Annotated in this window: 19 protein-coding genes; 1 reads left to right on the forward strand and 18 read right to left on the reverse strand. The window is 38.0% G+C overall.

The features are described from left to right. Positions 1-42: 42 nt before the first annotated feature. The 13 genes from GYA49_02240 to GYA49_02300 all read right to left on the reverse strand — a co-directional run bounded on the left by GYA49_02240 (position 43) and on the right by GYA49_02300 (position 15,612). The gene (locus GYA49_02240) at positions 43-1,515 is read right to left on the reverse strand and encodes a hypothetical protein (protein NMC35842.1); all 1,473 of its coding nucleotides are present in this window, start codon (positions 1,513-1,515) and stop codon (positions 43-45) included. Further along, positions 1,515-3,545, reverse strand: a complete 2,031-nt coding sequence (locus GYA49_02245) for a hypothetical protein (protein ID NMC35843.1) — start codon at positions 3,543-3,545, stop codon at positions 1,515-1,517. The genes GYA49_02240 and GYA49_02245 overlap by 1 nt, the downstream gene beginning before the upstream one ends. Further along, positions 3,542-4,114 carry a methyltransferase domain-containing protein gene (locus GYA49_02250; protein NMC35844.1) on the reverse strand — a complete coding sequence of 191 codons (573 nt, stop codon included), beginning with the start codon at positions 4,112-4,114 and terminating at the stop codon, positions 3,542-3,544. The genes GYA49_02245 and GYA49_02250 overlap by 4 nt, the downstream gene beginning before the upstream one ends. A 13-nt stretch (positions 4,115-4,127) precedes the next feature. Continuing rightward, positions 4,128-5,684 (reverse strand): hypothetical protein, encoded by a 1,557-nt coding sequence (locus GYA49_02255; GenBank protein ID NMC35845.1) that lies wholly within the window; start codon positions 5,682-5,684, stop codon positions 4,128-4,130. A gap of 60 nt (positions 5,685-5,744) precedes the next feature. After that, positions 5,745-6,602 carry an aminoglycoside 6-adenylyltransferase gene (locus GYA49_02260; GenBank protein ID NMC35846.1) on the reverse strand — a complete coding sequence of 286 codons (858 nt, stop codon included), beginning with the start codon at positions 6,600-6,602 and terminating at the stop codon, positions 5,745-5,747. Between the two features lie 239 nt (positions 6,603-6,841). Beyond that, on the reverse strand, positions 6,842-9,247 hold the full coding sequence (gene pnp, locus GYA49_02265; GenBank protein ID NMC35847.1) for a polyribonucleotide nucleotidyltransferase: 2,406 nt from the start codon (positions 9,245-9,247) through the stop codon (positions 6,842-6,844). A gap of 228 nt (positions 9,248-9,475) precedes the next feature. Beyond that, a complete protein-coding gene (rpsO, locus tag GYA49_02270; protein NMC35848.1) occupies positions 9,476-9,745 on the reverse strand; it encodes a 30S ribosomal protein S15 in 270 nt (89 codons plus the stop codon). 91 nt (positions 9,746-9,836) lie between these two features. Next, entirely contained in the window at positions 9,837-10,349 is a 513-nt protein-coding gene (locus GYA49_02275) for a hypothetical protein (GenBank protein ID NMC35849.1), read from the reverse strand. Positions 10,350-10,351: 2 nt separating this feature from the next. Then, positions 10,352-11,380, reverse strand: a complete 1,029-nt coding sequence (locus GYA49_02280; protein ID NMC35850.1) for a hypothetical protein — start codon at positions 11,378-11,380, stop codon at positions 10,352-10,354. A gap of 60 nt (positions 11,381-11,440) precedes the next feature. After that, entirely contained in the window at positions 11,441-12,913 is a 1,473-nt protein-coding gene (gene infB, locus GYA49_02285; protein ID NMC35851.1) for a translation initiation factor IF-2, read from the reverse strand. Positions 12,914-13,012: 99 nt separating this feature from the next. Then, the gene (gene nusA, locus GYA49_02290) at positions 13,013-14,245 is read right to left on the reverse strand and encodes a transcription termination/antitermination protein NusA (GenBank protein NMC35852.1); all 1,233 of its coding nucleotides are present in this window, start codon (positions 14,243-14,245) and stop codon (positions 13,013-13,015) included. A gap of 113 nt (positions 14,246-14,358) precedes the next feature. After that, the gene (locus GYA49_02295; protein NMC35853.1) at positions 14,359-15,354 is read right to left on the reverse strand and encodes a MiaB/RimO family radical SAM methylthiotransferase; all 996 of its coding nucleotides are present in this window, start codon (positions 15,352-15,354) and stop codon (positions 14,359-14,361) included. Positions 15,355-15,369: 15 nt separating this feature from the next. Further along, positions 15,370-15,612, reverse strand: coding sequence for a hypothetical protein (locus GYA49_02300; GenBank protein ID NMC35854.1), 243 nt, complete (start codon positions 15,610-15,612; stop codon positions 15,370-15,372). 38 nt (positions 15,613-15,650) lie between these two features. On the opposite strand from GYA49_02300, the gene GYA49_02305 reads away from it, so the two are divergent. Continuing rightward, entirely contained in the window at positions 15,651-16,331 is a 681-nt protein-coding gene (locus tag GYA49_02305) for an HAD-IB family hydrolase (protein ID NMC35855.1), read from the forward strand. On the opposite strand, the gene mvaD is transcribed toward GYA49_02305, so the two are convergent. The 5 genes from mvaD to GYA49_02330 are packed head-to-tail and all read right to left on the reverse strand — an operon-like array spanning position 16,323 to position 20,769. Next, positions 16,323-17,330, reverse strand: a complete 1,008-nt coding sequence (gene mvaD / locus GYA49_02310; protein NMC35856.1) for a diphosphomevalonate decarboxylase — start codon at positions 17,328-17,330, stop codon at positions 16,323-16,325. The genes GYA49_02305 and mvaD overlap by 9 nt on opposite strands. Before the next feature lie 15 nt (positions 17,331-17,345). After that, positions 17,346-18,329 carry a mevalonate kinase gene (mvk, locus tag GYA49_02315; GenBank protein ID NMC35857.1) on the reverse strand — a complete coding sequence of 328 codons (984 nt, stop codon included), beginning with the start codon at positions 18,327-18,329 and terminating at the stop codon, positions 17,346-17,348. A gap of 9 nt (positions 18,330-18,338) precedes the next feature. Next, positions 18,339-19,430: a mevalonate kinase gene (gene mvk / locus GYA49_02320; GenBank protein NMC35858.1), complete on the reverse strand. Its 1,092-nt coding sequence runs from the start codon at positions 19,428-19,430 to the stop codon at positions 18,339-18,341. Beyond that, on the reverse strand, positions 19,427-20,494 hold the full coding sequence (gene idi / locus GYA49_02325) for an isopentenyl-diphosphate Delta-isomerase (GenBank protein NMC35859.1): 1,068 nt from the start codon (positions 20,492-20,494) through the stop codon (positions 19,427-19,429). Before idi ends, mvk (GYA49_02320) begins: the two co-directional genes overlap by 4 nt. Then, complete coding sequence (locus GYA49_02330; GenBank protein NMC35860.1) at positions 20,491-20,769, reverse strand: hypothetical protein; 279 nt, start codon at positions 20,767-20,769, stop codon at positions 20,491-20,493. The genes idi and GYA49_02330 overlap by 4 nt, the downstream gene beginning before the upstream one ends. Positions 20,770-20,771: the final 2 nt, after the last annotated feature.

Consider the following 20,771-nt stretch of genomic DNA (forward strand, 5'->3'; position numbering starts at 1 on the left):
TTTAGTGTAATTAATTACAGCTTAAAACTCAATAATAGCCTTTTAATGTTCCCAATAGTAATCTCTCCACAGCTCAACCGATAGAGGAATAAATTTTTGAGTTTTATTATCAAAGCCATAGATTTCTCGACAGTTAAGTTTATTCCATTCACATGAACCGGCCAGTGTTGCATATATTTCCGGATAACGACAATATACGTTCTCACCTGCTTCATTTTTACAAGCTAGCTCAAGCGGTTCTTTTTGGGCCTTTGTCGCCCAAAAGTCAATGGATTTTTGCGGGTTTTCATAAATTCCAAACCATAATCCGGCCTGAAATAGACTGGGCTTGGATAGACTACTTATATTTACAATGTATGCCAAACCATGATGGACTAAAAGCAAAATACAAACTCCTATTACTATTTGTTTAACTTGCCGATCAACCCATTTTTTATTAAAAATCCAATCCCAGATTAGAGTGAATAAAGTATAAATGCCAACTAAAACTCCAGTGTTACGCCGCATCCCGGGCAAACCGCTGGGATCACTTGTCATGCTTGATAAAAACAAACTTAAGACCATCACTATAATTGCTGAAAAAATAATGAGACGTTTCTTATCTTTTTGCTGCCAAACCTGGTAACAAGTGTAAGTAACAAAACCTAAACTGACCAAGGGAAATAGGTAGGAAAAATCACCAGCCGCCACTTCATAGTAATAGCTGGTACCTTTACTCAGTAAATCCGAAATCAAACCAATAACGTTGTTCCATATATGGGTTAAAGAAAAACTCAGCTGACCTGCTCCCCGAAATAAGCCTCCTCCAGTTTTGGGATCATGCCAAAGTACGTTTTTGTTGGTAACTAAACTAATTGCTAATAAAAATGGAATTAAACCACCAATCACTAAAGCTGATAACTGAACCAGTTTTTTTTGCCCTAATCTGTAAACAATCCAAAAGCCTAAAACAGGAATATAAATAATAAAGGCCGGGTACGAAAGCCAGGTTATCATTGCTATCACTCCAATTCCCAGCAGCGCTAGCACTGATTGCCACGTTTTTTGAGGCGAGACGTATAAAAGTAGCCAAATTAAAATCGGTAAAACTTGCAGCTCTATTCCAAACTGGGCTTCAAGGCAGCTGAAAAAAATTAAAGTGGGTGATAAGCCAATTACCAGTAGCGGCAACCAGGCTTTTAGACCTAGTAATTTTTTAAAAACCGCAGCCAAGCTCAAAAGTGAAAAAAAGGCTATACCCAAACGCAGATACTTGGCAGCAAAAAGGCTGAAGCCAAAGAGTTTATATATACCCAGCAGTGGCAAATACCAACCCAGGTTACTAGAAACCCCATCATAGACTAAGCCTTTTTCCAACCAAAAAACGTTGCGGATCGACTCAGCCAACTCTTCATATCTAATTTGATTAAATGAACTAAAGGTAAAAATAGCTTGCAGTACAAACAGCAGGATCGGTAAAATCCAGTAGCCAATTTCCAAAAGTTCGGGATCAATGTTTGCTTTTTTGCTTTTCATTAGTAAATTTTTAAATCATTAGTCAGCTCACTGAGCATAATTTCCTGATCTGGTTCTAGTATAGCTGGTAATCTCAGTTGAACATGACGCTCAATTTCCTGGCCAAACAAATCATAGGTCGTAAACGCTAAACTCTGGTATTTTTGCTCAAAAGGACTGACTACGTAGCAATCCTGGGAATTTTTTAAAAACAGAACGTAAATTTGCTTGGGGTAATTTTTGACCGTGGCTAGTTGCAAATTTTTGTTCAAACTTTGCCAATCACAAAGCTTTGGTTGAACTGCCAGTTTATGTAGATCCAAAATTTGAAGATTATTATTTTCCCAAATTACCAGGTTTTGATATAGGTTTTTATTGGCAGCAATCATGGCTTGTTGCTCTCTGGTTGCCAGCAAATCTTGGTGGATAATAACGTAATCAACGGTCAAAGCTTTGAGCTTAGTCAAAGCCGCTTCATCCAAGTTTGCTTCCAAGTTTTCCAGCAGTTTAATATGGTCTGCCGGCAAATAGCCGCTGTTGCCGTTGACGGTTTTTTCACCTGTTTGAGTTAGCCAATTTAAGTAATAGTTACTTTCTGAACCCAAGTCATGGATTTTGGTAGGGTAATGCAAAACACTCTTGTTGCGTAAAAACTGCAGTTGTTTGTTCGGTAACTGCTTAAGGATATATGAGTTGTCCTGATAGGTTTTAGTGTTCCAGTTCTCCAAAAGCAGTAAACTAACTACCGCCACGATAAATCCTACTTTCATGACTTTGGCTGGTAAGTACTGCAAAATTATTTTTAGACCATAACCAACTCCTAAAGCAAACGGTAAGTAAAACAAAAACTGGAAACGGCTAGTAACTCTGATTCCTGAAAGCAAAGGTATAATTTTGCGCAGGTAAAAAAACGGCAGGGGCAGAGCTGTGCTGGCAAAGCTGTTCCACCACTGACTATACGGCCCAAAGGTCAGGATAAAAGCTAGGCCCAAAACCAGACCAAAAGCTATGTAGGTAGTCTTGCTTTTAAAGCTAAGCTGTTTAAATTTCCCCAGACTAACTACGAAGGCAATACCAAAAAGTAACATTGGCATAAGGTTTAAAAACATGGTGTGTTCTTCATAGTTAAAAATACCGTTTTGGTCTTTAGGTGCCCGATACGGGTCCAGCTTTTGAGCTAAGCTGCCGTAGAGCCAGTTTTGGGGATGAGGACTGATCCAATCAATTAATCTTGCTGAGAAAAAGATGTTTTGCCCTATGGTCCGCTCGATCATTTCCTGGCGGCTAAACTGACCATACGGTTGGTAAATGTAAAAAATTATTGGTAAAGACAAAAGTATCAGCAAGCTGGTAGTTCCTAGTTTTATTAGGTATTTTTTATCTTTCCATTTTTTCCACAGCAAAGGCGCAATAAATATTGGCAAGACTAGCAGGCTAAAACTAAAAAAATATACTGCCGTAAAGCTGCTCAAAATCAAAGTCAGGGTAAAAACTCCTGACCGCTTCCAGCTCGGTTTTTGAATGTATTTGTAAGCAGTTAAAAATAGCAAAGGCAGCAAAGCCCTATTGGTAAAATCCAAGTGCTGCGGAAAGTGGGCGTAAAAAAGAGGATTAAAGGTATAAACCAAACTGGCAATTCCACTGGCAACTTTACTTTTTAAAAAGTACACAAAGGTAACATAGGCTGCCAGCAACGTGCCCACTATAGACACAAATTGCACAAGATTCATAGCCGTACCTAAGCTGGTAACCAAAGGGTATATGGGCAGCAGGAGCAAACCGTAAAAGAGCCGGTGGTCAGAGTAAGCTAGGGTTAGCGGTTGGGGATAAAATTGGTAGCCATTAAAAAAATCAGTCTGGTGAAAAATTTTACCTGTTTTAATAGCGTTTTGCACATACCAGGAAATTGAAGCACTCAAAACGTAATCGCCATCATCAGTGTAGTAGCTGAAAATGTGGGTTGAAAAGTTCCAGGTAAAAATGATCGTAACTACAATGGCCAAAACAATTAGAAGTGTGTAATTGGCAAGTGGCTGAGCTGTCAATTTCATTTTATGATAGTAAGCATGTTATTTAAGCCAAATTGAAAATAGTGGTGCGCAGCTTTTTTTTGATACTCCTTAGGGACCAAGTTGAGTAGTGACTTTCTATCAAAGTACTGTTTATGTTCGGCAATCTCTCTTCGGGAAACCAACCCCACCCTGGCTAAAAACTCTAAATAAGGCTGTAGGGTTTTGGAAGGGGCAGTAAAAATCAGTTTGCCTCCTGGTTTTAGCACCCGAAAACTTTCTGCCAGTAAGTTTTCAGGATTATCAATATGCTCTAAAAATGCTAGGCCAACTACGTAGTCAAAAGTACTAGTTTTAAACGGCAACTTGCCGTTCAATTTTTGTTTGATAACTTTAACTTGTTTATTAGTATTTTTTACTTGTACTAAAGGATCAATTCCCACATATTTACCAATAATATAATTGTGATTTTGTAGCCAAGTAAACAGCTGGCAAGTTGGCCCACAACCTAAATCAAGTAAAGCTATAGCCTCATCTTGCTTTATTTCATTTGAGGCTTTGCGAAACCGGAAATAACTCAAGATATACTCTGAAATTGGTTTATCCAGCATACACTTATTTTTCTTACTGTTGATATTTTGGTAGCAATATTTGCTCAAGACGAGCAGCCACCGTACTATCATACGCCTTTAAAACTTCCAGTTGGACCTGGCTTTCTTCGATTTTACCGCGCATGGCCAAAATTTGAATCAAATTAGCCCGAGCCGCCACATCCGAAGAGTTAGTTTCTAACGCTTTAGCAAACTCGTTTTCAGCTCCTTCCCACAATCTTTTTTGCGCTAAATACTCCCCTAGCTTTTGGTGCAAGTGTTGAGGGTTTTTAAAAACATAGACATAGGCTCTAAGCTGCGGGTAAAAAGGCAGACTTTGGTACTGGGCAATCTGGGGTTCGAGCTCTTTTTTTGTATACACATAAGTTGGCCCATAATCGCCAGCAATCACCTGTTTGGCTTTAACGAAACTGAAAAATGAATAGGCAAAAAGCATGTTAGCAATTTGGATGGTAATAAAAATAAAGATGATAAAACTCTGCCATAACTTTGATTTATTAAACTGGAGGATGTTTTTAAAAGTCAAAGCTAAAAACAAATAAATAAATGGACTTAAGATGACAAAATAGTACATATAAGCAGGTAGTCTCAAAATAAAGTACAAAACCGGCACCAAACCAACAATCAGCAGCAGCCAATGCTGTTTTTTATCTTTATAAAGAAGATAAGCTCCCAAAAGAGCCAAAATAAAACTGAGCAAAAATATCCCACTTATATAGGCAACAACTGGGTACTGCTGTAAAAAGAGCTGATAATCCTGTCCCAGCACATCAGTAAAATTGAGTCCTGTCGCAAACTGCCATGGCCGAATCAAGTTGGCCAGCTGAAACTGTTTGGGCAGTTTGAGATACTCCCCAAAAGCTAAACAATCCCGACAAAATGGTTGGGAATTTATATTGTAAAAAAATAATGGCAAAGCCGGGATAATTCCTAGAGCAAAACCAAGTCCAGCTTGTTGGTAGCCTGGTTTTACTTTGTAGTAGAAAAAAATCCCTCCAATAATTAATAGTAAATATAGCCCGGAAAAGTGCAATTGGGTAAGTAATGCCAGGCATAAAAATAACCACAAGTACGCTTTTTTGTTTGGCTTTTTTAAGATTTGAAGTAAAAAATAGAGAATGGGTAAGACTAAAATGAGAACCAGATCCGGATTCCAGATTTTACGGGAAAATAAAATACTCCATGGTGAGCTGGCCATCCAAACTGAAGCTACGATTGCCACCAACTTGCCATAATATTTTCTCAGCAGTAAATAAAATAAAACTACTAAAGCCGAGTTAATAAGAGCTATTAAAAAACTGACAAACACCGGGCTACTTGAAAACAAGCTAAGGATCGTAATTATAAAGTAGGATAATGGTGGGTACAGAATCCCAATACTGGAAACTCCGGAATTACTGGCAATAAATGGTTTTTGGTAAAAAGAAGCCGCTGAAAGCATGGCCAGGGCTTCGTCGGCTTTAAATTCAATTAGAGATAGGTTAGTCAAGCGAAAAGCTGCTGCCAAAATGAAAATAAAGCTCGCCCAAAACCATGTATTTTGCCAGAAAGAATCTTTTACTTTTTTCACTTCTTTATTCTGGCATGAGGAAACAGACAGAGCAAGTTGAGACTACCTGCTCCGACTAATTTATAGAGAAGTTTTATTATCAAACATTTCTTTTGACTTTTGAAAGTAATGCAACATTTTTTTCTCTTGAGCTTTCGGATACGGATACTCACATTTTTCAGCTACCACTCTTGCAAGAGATGTAAAAACTTTGACTAGTTTAAAAAATGCATTCCATACATCCTTTGTATTGGCTCCAGCAAATGTTTCTTTAATATTATTCCAAGTCACATTATCAAGATATTTTGGAAATAATCTTCCATGAACGTTGGTATTAACTGTCCAATTATGTTGACTGCCTATGTACCATTCAATCATTTTTTCAAAATGACTAAAACGTAAATCAACCTCAAACATATAGTTTGTATAGAATAAATCTTCCCGATATAAATATTTGGGAATATAGGTAGCATCCCAGAAAAAAGCATTTACCATCTCTAAAAATTCTTGCTGAGTTGGTTTCTGGATAAGATGCTTCGTTTTAGTTGCTTTTGGAAAATTTTTTGTAAAACCATCTTTGTCAATAATTACCAAATAACCCAAATCGTAATCAAAAGGAGGTGTGTGGGTATCAGTAGTAATTTGGAAATCAATCCTAGTTCGGTTTTCAAAAATAACTAATCTGGTTAGCCAATTTTCTCCAAATTCGCTTTCTGGCTTTAAAGGCCATTTAACTAAGATCTTACCAAAAAAAGGTAACCAATCATCATTGCGGAAATCATCTAGAGAGTTTACATAAACGACCACATCGTAATCGGAGAATTGATCAACAGTTGCATTTGTGTTATCACTCCGTGAACTAGTCAAAACCACCGCTCTGACAACATCATTAAACTTTGCCCATTTTCTAAGTTGATTGACTACTTTATCTGAATTCATGAGAAAAGTATACCAAAAGTTCAAAAAATAGGAATATAGCTTTGTCGGCATAAAGAAATAGGCTTTAATAGTTTTAAACAAGTAAAGGAAAGTGGATAGAGAACCCCCTTACTCCCTCTTTTCAAGGGGGACAAAAACAAAAGCCCCGATTGCTCGGGGCTTTTCTAGTTACTAGTTACAAACTTTTAGTTACCTGTCCGCAATCGCTAAAGCGATAGCTTTTGCAGGCGGGCCAAATCTTACCGGTCATTCCAATCAGCCATGGTTTTAGGCGTAGAAGTGGTTTTTTCCCGTCTACTACTACTTTGATTTGAGTAGCGGTTTTGTGAAAAATCACGGCGTTCACCACTTCGTTGATCTCTTCGACCAAAATCACGGCGATTACCACCGGAACGGAATCCGCCCCGATCGCTACCACCAGATCTAAAACCACCTCGATCACTGCCGCCTGACCTAAAGCCTCCACCAGAACGACCACCACGATCGCCTCGGTCGCCGCCGCCATTACCATTTCGCTGTTTAGCTTTTTCAATATCTTCTCCAAACAGCATTGATAATCTCACTCTACCCATTTCGTCCATATCATCAACTCGGACTTTGACCTTATCTCCTTCAGCTACTACCTGATGAGGATCAGACACATAGTCGGCTGACATTTTAGATACATGGACTAGACCTTCCCGTCCGGGCAAATACTCTACAAAAGCTCCAAAATCAGTGATCTTAACTACAGTAGCAGCTTCAAAAACTTCACCAACCTGGATTTCGCGGGTAATACCTTCAATCCAGTCGGCGGCTTTTTGGACTGCTTCTGGGTCAACGGCAGTAACTACCACTCGACCTTCATCGTTGATATCAACTTCAGCTCCGGTAGTTTCAATGATGTTACGGATGATCTTGCCACCTGAACCAATAACTTCGCCAATTTGTTCCTTTTTGATGTGTAAAACTTTGATCTTGGGTGCAAATTGAGAAACTTGCTGCCGAGGTTCGGCAATAATTTTAGCCATTTCATCCAGAATAAAGAGTCTGGCTTTTTTAGCTGCATCCAAAGCTTTGGTCAAAAGCTCGGTAGTTACCCCAGTGACTTTGATATCCATTTGGATAGCGGTAATACCATCTCTAGTACCAGTCACTTTAAAATCCATATCACCAATATGATCTTCTAGACCTTGAATATCGGTTAAAACCACATATTCGCCTTCAGTAATTGGTTTATTCTCGTCTTTAACCATCAGACCCATAGCAATGCCGGCTACCGGTTTTTTGATAGGTACTCCGGCATCCATTAGAGATAAGGTTGAACCACAGGTCGAAGCCATGGAGGTTGAACCATTGGAAGATACACATTCTGAAACCACTCGAATCGCATAAGGAAAGTCATCTTCATCTGGTAAAACCGGAATTAAAGCCCGTTCAGCCAAAGCCCCATGCCCAATTTCCCTACGGGAAGGGGAACCAATCCGGCCAGTTTCACCAACCGAGTAAGGAGGCATATTGTAGTGATGAATGTAGCGTTTTTGGATTTCCTGATCCATCAACTCAATAGTTTGACCAAAACTGGGTGAACCCAGAGTAGTTAAGGTTAAAGCTTGGGTTTCACCTCGTTTAAACATCCCGCTACCATGAGTCCGGGGGATCATCCCAACATCAATAGTTAAAGGCCTAATTTGATCCATCTTACGACCATCTAGTCTCACTTGAGTATCAATGATTTTATTTCGAGCCGCTTGTTTAAAGAGTTTGTCTAAATAATCTTTTAGCTCATTTTTGCGGCTATCAGGGTAAGTTTCATGAATCGTTTCCGCAATTTCATACAGAGGTTCTTTATTGATCTTGCCAGCAGCTTCAGATTTAAGCAGCTCTTCAATAACTGGTTTGGCCTGTTTTTGCAGTTCATCAGTAATTGCTTTATCCAAAGGTTCAGATTCTGCTAGCTCCATTCTGGGTTTGCCTACTTCTTTTACCAGCTCTTCAATAGCTGTAATAATTTCTAGATTTTGGGTTTTAGCAAAATCTAAAGCTCCTACCATTTGGTCTTCAGAAACTTCTTTAGCCCCAGCTTCAACCATTACGATGGCATCTTTAGAAGAAGACACAATCAGATCCATAGCTGAGCTTTCCCGTTCTTCATAGGTTGGATATGCCAAGTATTTACCATCTTTATCCATACCAACTCGAATACCGCCAATAGGTCCATTCCAGGGTAGACCGGAAATTGATAGGGCAGCTGAAACTGCACAAATACTTAAAACATCAACTTCATTTTGCTCATCAGTAGATAGAGGAGTAATTACTACTTGAACCTCATTACTAAAATTATGAGCAAATAAGGGCCGGATGGAGCGGTCAATGACTCGACCAGTTAAAATTGATTCATCAGAAGGTCGGCCTTCGCGTTTAACCCAACGGGAACCTTTGATTTTTCCACCAGCATAAAGTTTTTCTTGAAACTCAACTTGCAGGGGAAAATAGCCTAAATCTTCACGAGCTCCACCACCTACTACTGTTGCTAGTACCATAGAATCACCGATCCGAGCAACCACAGCAGCAGTAGCTTGACCAGCAAAGCGGCCAATTTCAAAGGTAATTTCCTTACCCATAATTGTGGCTTTTTTAGTCACAAATTCATTTGTTTTGTTCATAACAATTTGCTTATTGTATCTTGGAGAAAATAGTTGAGAAGAAGTAACAATAAACAGTCGTGAAGGTTTATTCTTATTCCCTCTCAACATTGTCCTTTAAATATATTTTTCCAAGTAAAATAAGGCTTTTTTTAAATAATTAATAACGTACAAATATCTACTATATGGTAGATATACATTTTTATAAATTTTGAAATGCAGGTATCAAATAACTATATTTGAAGTCTATTAGTTCTTCAATTTCAATTTTTTCAAAATATCTTTGTAGCGGGCATTTTCTTTGACACTAAGGTAGTTTAGGAGTCTGCGCCGCTTACTTACCATAGAAAGTAAACCTTTGCGGGAATGAACATCTTTACGATGCTGTTTCAAATGGTCAGTTAGACTTTTGATTTGGTGAGTTAACAGGGCAATCTGAACTTCAGGACTACCGGTATCACCATCTTTGATAGCAAATTTTTTAATGATTTTTTGTTTTTCGTCAACTGGTAAAGACATAAAAATAATTTAAAACTTACACAAATAACCTTACAACTCTTGCTATTTTATCAGGAAAATCTAAAAATGCAATCTCGATGAAAATAACTATCTAAATCTGTTCTTCCTCCAAACTTGTTATCACATCACTCAAGGCAATTTGATCAGCAAATTTTCCTGATATCCAACACAAGATAGTATCAGAGCGACTATTGGAGTTTTTCATGAGAATCAGGCAATGAGATAGAAAACTTGACATTTCATGGTCATCAGACAAATTAGCCCATATATTTTCTTTTAAAGTTGGGTGAGGACTTAAGCAATAAACAAGCTCCTTTTCACCGATAATACCATAAGGATAAAGTCCTTTAGTTTCTTTCACTGGTAAAGGCAAACATAGGATTTCTTTTTGACCCTCAATTTCTCTCAAAATAAAAATTATAGAATAAGGAAAACTATCAGTTCCTAATTTTTCAAAAATTTTCTTAATTTCACTACTATCTATATCAGATTGCCCCAATAACCATTCTTCAATTTTTTTTAACCTATCAGATAGTTGCTCTAATCCTTCTCCTTGTTCGTTGGAAAAAGCTGCAACCATGTCTTTTTTTGCTTCTTGTGACATATTTATACCTGTCCACCCCTATAAATCTTAGGTTCAAACCAATCTTGCTGAGGTGTTTCACTGTCTTGATCACTTGATTCTTGACTAGCTTGACTGGGTGTTTGATTAGTAGTTTGTGGTTCTGGTACTACCGGCATTTGTGAAGCTGTTTGGTTTTGAACTGGGTTTTGAACTTGTGGAAAGGGTGCTTGCACTACTGGTTGAGTAGTTGGAGTACTAAAACTACTTTGTGGAACTTGAACCTGAGCTGGAGCAGGGGAGCTCAAATGATTTCGCTTTCCCCCAACTCGCATGCACCAGGCAATTGCTGAAAAGGTATTGGCTGTAGCTTTGTAAGTAAAATTATTGGTAGCAGCCTCAATGGCAGCTAGTAGATTAGTCGCAATATCAGGATTAATCCTAATTTTAGCTGTCCGTAGCAAACTAACCATCAACTCAGCTAGGCTTGAAGCTTCCGGATCATATAGTTTTATATTGCCAAGGTTAGGAACCTGACCATTTATACTAAAACTAATACTGTCCCGATCAGCAAATAGAGTTGGTTCTTGAGTAATCAGCTCACCAATTTGGTTGGTGCTACTCATACCCATAGTGATAATTAGATCAGCATCAATGCCTCGATAAGAAAATTCAACATCTTTTTTCTCAAGTCTTTCTATACCTTCCTTCATTTCAATGCTCAAATTGAACTTACTATTTTCATTATCAGAAGAAACTTTTTCCACATTGTCATACTCCGTATTTAAAGTAATGACTAAGTTTTTAGAGCCGGATTTTTTAGCAATACTACCTACTCCATAAAGCCTTTGATAGGCTACTGTCACGTCCCCGCTGGAAACAATTGAGACTGATTTGCTCTTTTTACTTTCCCCATCTAGTTGGTTAAAGCCGTCTTTAAGGCTTAAATACAAAGCCAAACCAGTAGCTACACTATCAACACTTAGCTGCTGAGGTAGAAGAATGAGAATAGATTTGGCTTTAGCAATTTTTTGAGCAGTTTGAGAAAAGGGGAGTTGGTTTTGAGCTGACATGATCTATAAGATTTGAGCAGGGAGATAATTTAATAGTCCCTTTATTATACGCAAAACTGGCTAGTCGTCAATAATTTTATAGGACACAACTTGGTCACCAATTTTAAAGCTTAAATCAGGACGGAAAACTAAAGCTACCTCCTGCCCTTTTTTAGCTTCGGTTTCATCTTTGCGTTCAACTTGCAAAGCTCCAATCCGAGGTTCAGCTACAATCTGCTCCCCTCTTATAATCCGAACTTTTTCCGAACGAACAATTTTACCTTCAAGCACTTTACAGCCAGCAATATGGCTACCTTTGATTTTAAATTCAGCAATCACCTCAGCTTTGCCTAGAACTTCTTCATTGATAGTCGGTTCTAAAAGCTTCAAAACTCGTGCTTGTAAATCCTCAAGCAAATGATAAATGATGTCAAAGGTTTCGATTTTGACCTTTTCCATTTCAGCCAGTTTTTTAACTAAAGTAGGAACTTTAACATGAAAGCCGATGAGGCGTGCTTCCGTTGATTGAGCGAGTAGTACATCTGATTCGTTAATATCCCCTACTCCGTGACCAACCAATTCAATTTCCTCAGTTAAATTAGCAGTAATAGCTTCCAGTGTTCCGGCCTGGTCGGCTTTAATAATAATCTTAAGTCGTTTCTGCTCTTCGTTTTTGCTTTCTTCTGGAACAAGTTCTGTGGTTCCAGTTTCTGACTGAGCAGTCTCATGCTCTTGAGATTTGGCAGTGACTAACTCTCCAGTATCTAAAACGTGTTTAAAGCCCAAAAGCTGGATTGGCTGGCTAATAGTAGCCTTTTTGACCTGTTCATTATTTGGAGTGATAAGACAGCGAACTTTAGTTTCTTGATTTTTACAAAAAACTGTTTGACCAACTACAATTTCGCCACTGCGAATAAGCAGATTAGCCACTACACCTTTTTTTGAGTCTAAAAATGAATCTAAAACTACAGCTTTTAAGTCTTGAGTATCAGGTGAAATCTCTTGAAGCTCCCAAATCAGTTCAATCATTTCCAGTAGTTGATCAATGCCTTGTTTAGCTTTAGCCGAAATTGGAACTGCCACAATATCGCCACCATACCCTTCGACAAAGATTTCTTGTTCGGCTAACTGGGCTTTGACCATTTCTAGGCTAGCTTCTGGCAAATCTACCTTATTAATAGCCACAACAAAAGGAATTTGAGCTTTTTTAATATGGGCAATAGCTTCTTTAGTTTGGGGTTTGACCCCATCATTGGCTGCCACTACTAAAATAGCAATATCGGCAACTTGGGCTCCACGACTACGCATTTTAGAAAAAGCTTCATGGCCTGGGGTATCAATGAAGGTAATAATGGAACTAGGATCATTGGCTCGCAGTTGGGTTTGATAAGCTCCAATATGCTGGGTAATGCCACCGGCTTCAGAAGCAGTCACATTAGATTCCCGGATAGCATCCAAAAGGGTGGTTTTGCCATGATCAACATGACCTAACACTACCACTACTGGTGGATGTTTTTTTTGAGATTGAGCTGGAGTAGTTTTTTTCTTAGCCAAGACTATGATCATTCCGGACTTGATCCGGAATCCTGTTATAGCAATATTGGCTGCAAGGATTCTGAAACAAGCTCAAAATGACAGTTTAATTTATCAAAACTATGCTTCACTTTCAGTTTTATCTTCTTTTTTGTCTTCTTTAGCTTTTGTTGCTTTAGCTTCAGTTTTTGCTTCTTTTTTGGTCTTTTTTGTTGTTTTTTCCTGCTCATCATCTGAACTTTCTTTTTCCTTAGCTTCTTCAGCTTTTTTAGCCTCAGCCATTTTTTTCTTTTCAGATTCGGTCAATGTGCCACCTGGACCTTTGATATCAATTTTATAGCCGGTCAGCTTAGCGGCTAGTCGAACGTTTTGACCATCTCGGCCAATAGCTAAAGAGAGTTGGTCTTCAGGCACAGTCACAACTGCTGATTTGTCTTTTTCATTAAGTTCAATTTGCAGATTTTCAGCCGGAGCCAAGGCAGCAGTCAAAAATCGGATTGGATCGTCAGAATATTGAATAATATCAATTTTTTCACGGTTAAGCTCATCAATAACAGTCTGGACTCGAACTCCTTTTTGGCCCACACAGGAACCAACTGGATCAACACCAGATTGAGCTGAAAATACAGCTAGTTTGGTCCGACCCCCAGCTTCTCGGGCAATAGTACGGATTTCAACAGCTCCAGAAGCTACCTCTGGTACTTCCCGCTCAAAGAGTTTAGCTACCAGTTCGGAAGCAGCCCTGGAGACAATAATTTGTCGACCTTTCATGGTTTCTCGGATATCTTGGATATAAAACGTCATGCGTTTATTGAGTGTGTAATGTTCACCAGGAATTTGTTCTTGAGGAGGCATTTGAGCCTGACCGCGACCAATATCAACAATGACAAATTGGCCATCATGACGTAATACCATACCAGAAACTAGCGTGCCAATCCGATCTTGATATTCTTTCAAAATAGCATCTTTTTCAGCTTCGCGGATTTTTTGTAAAATAACCTGCTTGGCAGTCTGAGAAGCAATCCGGCCAAAACCAGGAGGCGTCACTTCTTCTTGTTTGGTTTCATCATAAGCAGCTTCGACTTCAGGAGCTCCTTCTTCTGGCTCTTCTACTGTTTCTTCTTCTGTCTCAAGTTTTGGATAACGGAAAATTTTAGCTTCGCCATTATCAGGATCGATTTGAGCTTTATAAACATACGCTTCATCTAAACCATAGTCTTTACGATATGCTGCTAAAATTGCTGATTCAATAGTAGCAATAACAATTGCTGGCTCAATGCCCCTTTCACTACAGATTTGATTTAAAGCTGAAGCAAATTCGGTTCGAGCAGTCAAAACATTTTGAGTAGCCATAATTTTTGTAGAGACAATTTTTAGATTGTATCTACCCTAGATATACAAAAAGGTGGACAGCTCCACCTTAAACAAATAACTTCGTAACAATAAGGAAATTATAGCAGTATCTTTCAGCTTAAGCAAATTTTAAAGATTTGATTTCTTTTCAAGTTAGGATTTGAAATTTGGAATTTTATATAGTTATCACTCCATCCCACCCATTCTCCTTGTTTATTTTTCGCTTCAATTAAAACTCCCAATGTCTGGTTGATAAATTGTTTTCTAAAATTTTCTTCTAATTGCTTGCTTAAATCCCGTAATTTTTTGGCTCTAGCTAGCTTAGTTTTTTTAAAAACCTCTCCCCATTTTTTTTCCTTTTGCCCAGCTAAGGTTCCTGGTCGGTTTGAATAAGGAAAAACGTGGATTTTACTAAAACCAATTTCTTGTATGTTTTGTAAGCTTTCCATAAAATCTTGATCTGTTTCACCAGGAAAACCCACAATCACATCAGTAGTAATACTAACACCTGGAATAGCTTTTTTAACCTGAGCAACTGTTTTTTTAAATTGTTTAATAGTGTAATGCCGGTTCATTCGCTTAAGCGTTTGATCACAGGCTGATTGTAAGGAAATGTGGAAGTGCCGGCACAGCCGGCCATTTTTAACATTACTAACTACATTTTGACTATAAAGGTCTAAAAAGTCTTTAGTAAAAACTTCCGGGTAAACTGAACCTAACCTAATTCGCTCAACTGAAGTCTCGGTTAAAACTTGTTTGAGCAGATCTGTCAGTATTGCTTTGCCATCTTGGTATTGGGAAATATCAATTCCGGTTAAAACTACTTCTTTAACGCTTTGCTTCTGGGCAGTTTTGATTTGTCGAACTACCTGAGAAACCGGTACGCTTTGGCTGCGGCCGCGCAAATAGGGAATCAAACAGTAACTACAAAATTTGTTGCAACCGGTTTGGATTTTGATAAAAGCCCGACCCGAAGCCTCATACATTAAACTGTCTGTAATTTTTTGAATTGCTGGATAATTTTCCTTTGATAAAAATGACAAAATAAGATCAACTGTTTTATCTTTATTTTTATTAGTAATAAGTAGGTCAATTGGTAAATCAATTATTTTCTTATGAAATTTTTAGTTATCTACCCAGCAACCACAAGCTACTATAAAAGCTTTTGGATATAGTTTTTTTGCCTTGCGTACATATTGTCTAATTTGCTGCTCAGCCCGAGCTGTGACTGCACAGGTATTTACAATTACTAAATCTGGTATTTCATTTTTAGCTAATGAAAAACCTTGCTCCTGAAGCTGCCTGGCAATTTCTGTACTTTCCGCAATATTAAGCCGACACCCAAAAGTTTTGATAATAAATTTCATGGGGAAATTGTAACAAAAGCCAGGTTATAATACTGCTTATGAAACAGCTCATGTTATTTGATATCGACCAAACCATTTTTGATGGCTACACTATTTTTCCTCTTACCAAGGCTCAATTTCAGGACAAATTTATTGATTTTAAAACCATGGAGCTTTTTACTCAAGATCTGGCCGAATATAAAGTAGGGCTGTATGATTATGAAAAGTTTGTAGCTGTGCTTTTAGATCATTGGGCTAAGGGTTTAGCTGGTCAATCGTATCAGGCAGTCTTTGATCATAGCTTTAGTTTTTTTAAAAAACATAAAAAACATTTCTTTAGTTATTTTAGTAAAGTTGTCAAAAATTGTAGCCAAACTCACGATATCTTTTTAGTAACTGGTGAACCTGACTTTCTGGCTGCCAGCATTGCTAAAATGTTTAATGTTAAAGGTTACTTAGCTTCCCAATTTGAGCTTAATCAACAAGGTCTCTTTACTGGTAAAGTCAGTCAGTATCTAGCTACTAAAAAAGATAAAAAAGAGGCTTTAGATGGATTGTTTCAGAAATACTCTTTCAAAAACTCATATGCTTTCGGTGATTCCGAAGCTGATATTCAAATGCTGTCTTTGGTTGAACATCCTATTTGCGTCAATCCTGGTGCTGATTTGGAAAAAATAGCTCTTAAAAAAGCCTGGTCAGTGATTGATCCGGAAACATTTGATGTTTCGATATTAAAATAAATGTCTTGATAAGTATTCCACTCCCTTACCGGGTTTTAAAGTTACCACTTTCTTTACTCCTTGGAGTTTATTCAAACGTTGTTTAATTTTAGAAACATTTTTTTCCAAAGCTAAAATTTTGATTTGTGGTCCTGCATCAATCGTAAAATAAGCTTCTAAGCCTTCGTCCCGCCAATTTTGAACTTGATGTATTAGCTCGACTGTTTCGGGTAGCCAATAAATAATAGACGGTTTGGTAGTTAACATTAATGCGTGTAGTTTTAGTGCATTATGTTCAGAAATTTCTCCCATTTTAGTAAAATTTTTAGCTTTGATAGCTTGTTTTATTTCCTTTAAATCCTGTTCAACAGTTGCAAGCCAACAAGGATAAAACGGACAGGTAGCTACGGTTTGTTTCATGCCAGCTCGAGTTTTAAGCTCTTTTTTCTTGGTACTAACTACTACCGTTAACATACACAACTGAGGCCAATAGTTCTCATCATAAAGTTGAACTGCATAACTATCACTGCCATCTGCTTTTGAGCCTTTTTGCCACTCCACAAAACCACCCAAAATACTTCGACAAGAAGATCCTGAACCTTGACGGCTTAAAATTGAGAGCTGTTTAGAGTTTAAATTTAACCCAGCTGCTTTAGCTGAAGCGGCTGCCAGTGCTGCAGCTCCTGAAGCTGAAGAAGCCAGTCCGGCTTGAGTTTCAACTTCGTTTTGGGAAACTACCTTGGCTTTTAATTTGATTTTTGCTAGTTTACGAGCTAGATTTAGTTGACCAATCACTCGATCATATTCTTCTCCTTCTTTAAATTCCTGACCATCAAGTGTAAAAATGTCTCGTTTATAGCTAGAGTTAAATTCAACAGTTGTGGTTGAACCGTACTGGTCCCAAGTAATCGCTAAGTTACTATTTTGAGGCAGGATTAAGGTTTCATCTCGTTTACCCCAATACTTAACCAAAGCCATGCTAATATTGGCATGAGCAGTGGCTTTTAGATGTTTTTTCATAGTTTGCATATGTAATTAATTACTTTTCTCATCAATACTAACTCCTTTGGCTCCAGTTTCGACTGGTACCAATGTTCCTCCTGCTTCTACTAAACGTTGCTCAATTACATGTTTATGGCCATTGGCAGACATAACAATTAAGCAATCTCCTCCACCTGATCCAGAGAGTTTAGCTCCTTCAGCCCCATGCAAAATTGAGGTCACACAAAGTTTGTGCAAAATGTCGGTACTTACTCCTAGATCATGAAGAATTTTTTGGTTTTTATTAAATAGCTCTCCTAATTCTTCCCACCGTTTGGTTTCAATTAAATCTCTAGCTTTTTTTACCAGTTTAGTAATAAGATCAAAACGACTGTTAACATAATTGGGTTTAAGAGTCCGCATTTTGGCTAATTTTTTAACAATGGTAGCCGTGTCAGCTTTAACACCAGAATAAACTACAATAAGAGGAAGTTTTTTAATTTCTAAAGGTTCGATAACTTTACCACCAGTTTCAAAATATAAAGTCCCACCCCAAATGGCTGCAGCTACATCAAAACCAGACCCTACACCCTGCACTTCAAGTACAGCTTGGTATGCAATTTCAAAAATTTCTTGATTGCTTAATTTTAGATTGAAAAGTTCGGAAATACCTTTGGCCGTACAGACACTCACTGCTGAAGAGCTACCTAAACCATATTTAGATGAAAAGCCATTTCTAGTCCGAATTGAAAGCCCAGAATTAAGTTTGTATTTTTCGTATAAAATTTGCAATACTGCTTCAATAAATTGAACTCCTCGAGGCAGTTTCTTAGACGGTTTAAAATCAGTGATAGAACGCTTGTAGTTTTTGATTTCCACTTCTGGAGCATTAATAGTCAAAGTTGGAACTTTAGTGGTTTTAATTTGTACATGAACCCGAGAATCGACTGCTGTTACTAAACAAGGTCGATCATAAACCACACTATGTTCGCCCAGCAGCATTAATTTCCCTGGAGCCGAAACGGTAATTTTAGCCATAAAATCTCCTTAGTGTTTGGTAATAGGGTTTGCCCTTTCGATGCGCAAACCTTCACTACCAAGCGTGGTAGTAAAAGTTGCTAGTTTATGTTTTTGACAAATTTCTGTAATTTTTGTTTTATCCTTGTGGTAAGCCAGTACAATACCTGAACCTTTTTTGGCTCCGCCGCCGCCACAAATCTTGGCAGCTCCTCCTGCTTTTTGGATTTGGGCAATAAGTGTTTGAGCTGTTAGCGAGACCACCCCAATTTTTTCTAAATTAATTTCACCCTGGTTGATGAGTTTTTTGACCGTCACTTCATCTCCATCATGCAAAGCAGTAAGAAGCTGACGACTCACTTCTTCTTGATCTTTTAAAAATTTGGTAAATAAAGCAGGTTTTTTCTGGGAAAATAATTTAACCTTATGAACCATTTCTCCAGTTGATTCCGCTGGCTTACCTGTATGTATCAAAATAAAATTTTGAGCTAGTTTTTTAGGGATAGCAAAGTTAATTGGAGTGATAGTTTTTAAAATCGAGATTTCCTTGCGGTACCACAAAAGTCCTCCAAAACAGGTGATGGCTGTATCAGCTCCAGACGGATTGCCATGCATATGTTTTTCAATTGTATGGGCAATAGAGCTAATCACCGTTTTATCAAGCGGTAAACCAAGAGTTGCAGTCAAGGCTCCAGTAGTAGCCACAGCCAAAGCTGCCGAAGAACCCAAACCAGAACCAGTCTCTAAATCAGAATCAATAGTGAGAGTAAAACCGTTTTTGAGCTGTTTGCGGTAAAATGCAAACGTTTCAATGATGGCAATTTTGACATAAGTCAGCTCCGTACTACGACTAAAATCAAGGTATTTAATTTGATTGTCCTGCTCAAATTGTTTTAAGTTTTTTCGAGCTTTTTGAGTTGAAACTACCATTTGATTAATTGAAGTCTCCTCAGAAAGATTGAGTTTTTTATCTATTAAAACAATCTTATTGTCATTAGTGGGTGTGATTGTAACTTGGAGCCTTTTATCAATGGCCGCTAACAAAGCCGGTTTGCCATACACCACACTATGTTCACCCATCAGAATAATTTTGCCTGGTACCGAAACAGTTATGCTTTTCATATTGTTAGTAAGGTTTCTAATAATGTAGGATTTGCTTGTAATTTTTGAATAGCTAGTTCTGCCCAAAAGGCAATATCTTGGTGTTTTTGGCTAAATTGCAAAAGCTGATCCCAAGAAAGCCATTGATAATTACTAAGCTCATTTTTATCTGGAACAATTGCACCAGAATATTTGGCTATCATCAAATAATTATGTTCATTTTCCGCTAAAGCTTTTGTCCATTGTTTTTGGTAGTTATAAGTTAGTAAAGGCGTAAAATTGGCAATGGTAATGCCAAGTTCCTGTTTGACACGGCGCTGGCAAGCTTTAGTAATATCTTCTCCAAACCAAGGATGTGAAGAAAAACTCATATCCCAATACTGCGGCCACAGTGGTTTAAACTCTGATCTTTTGGTGAGTAAAATTTGCTGGTGATCATTGACAATAATGGCAGTAAAAGCCCGGTGATGCTGACCTACTCCCTGGTGAGCTGCATATTTTTCAATCTGGCCTAATTCCTGATCATGCTCATCAACCAAAATCAGTAACTCCTGAAGCTTGGCAAGAATTGTTTTATCTTCTAAAGCTTTAGCCAAACAGGGGGTTACTTTTATATCTCCTTGTTGGTATTTTTTCAAAATATCGCTCAAAAAGTACCACTGCCCTCCAGCCACTTCATCTGTATTAAAATTAAAATCACCCTCAAAATTAGCTTTGTAAACAGTGACTAGCTCTGCTTCACGCTGCGTTTGATAAGAGACTGTACCGATTTGTACAAATTGATCTTTAGGGACAATAACTCCCAATTCTTCTTGAGTTTCCCGATCCACAGTATCTAGGTAATTCGAGCCAGCATCAACATGGCCTGAAGCCGAAAAAACCCAATAACCAGGGTACAGATCTTTACTTAAGCTTCGATGTTGTAAAAATATCTGGCCTTTTTGATTAAGAAGAAAAACTACAGCTGCCCGATGTCTTAACTTGGGATTTTGATGACACTCTCCCCTAGTAGCTTGACCAATCACTTGGTCATGTTGGTCAACAAGGTCAAATAGTTCTGATTGTTTGTCAGTAGTTTGAATCATAGTAATTCTTGGGCTAGTTGAAATTTAATGCCGTATGGTATCAAATCTTTGGGGCCTACGCTTGATAAGATGCGAACTACTCCGACTACTTGGTCTCCGATTTTGGGTTCTAATAGAGTCGCTGCAATAGGCGCTGTTATTTTCTTGCTACCCAAGTCAACAATCCCAATCCATTGTTTATTAGCTTGATTATGAGTAATGCTCATAATAATGCCTTTTTTACCTAAGAGTTCATGTTGCTGCTTTGCTTTACGCCAATATAGTGCTGGTTCCATAG

It is taken from the genome of Candidatus Beckwithbacteria bacterium, from assembly GCA_012797845.1.
Lineage (GTDB): Bacteria > Patescibacteriota > Microgenomatia > UBA1400 > UBA1449 > JAAZOH01.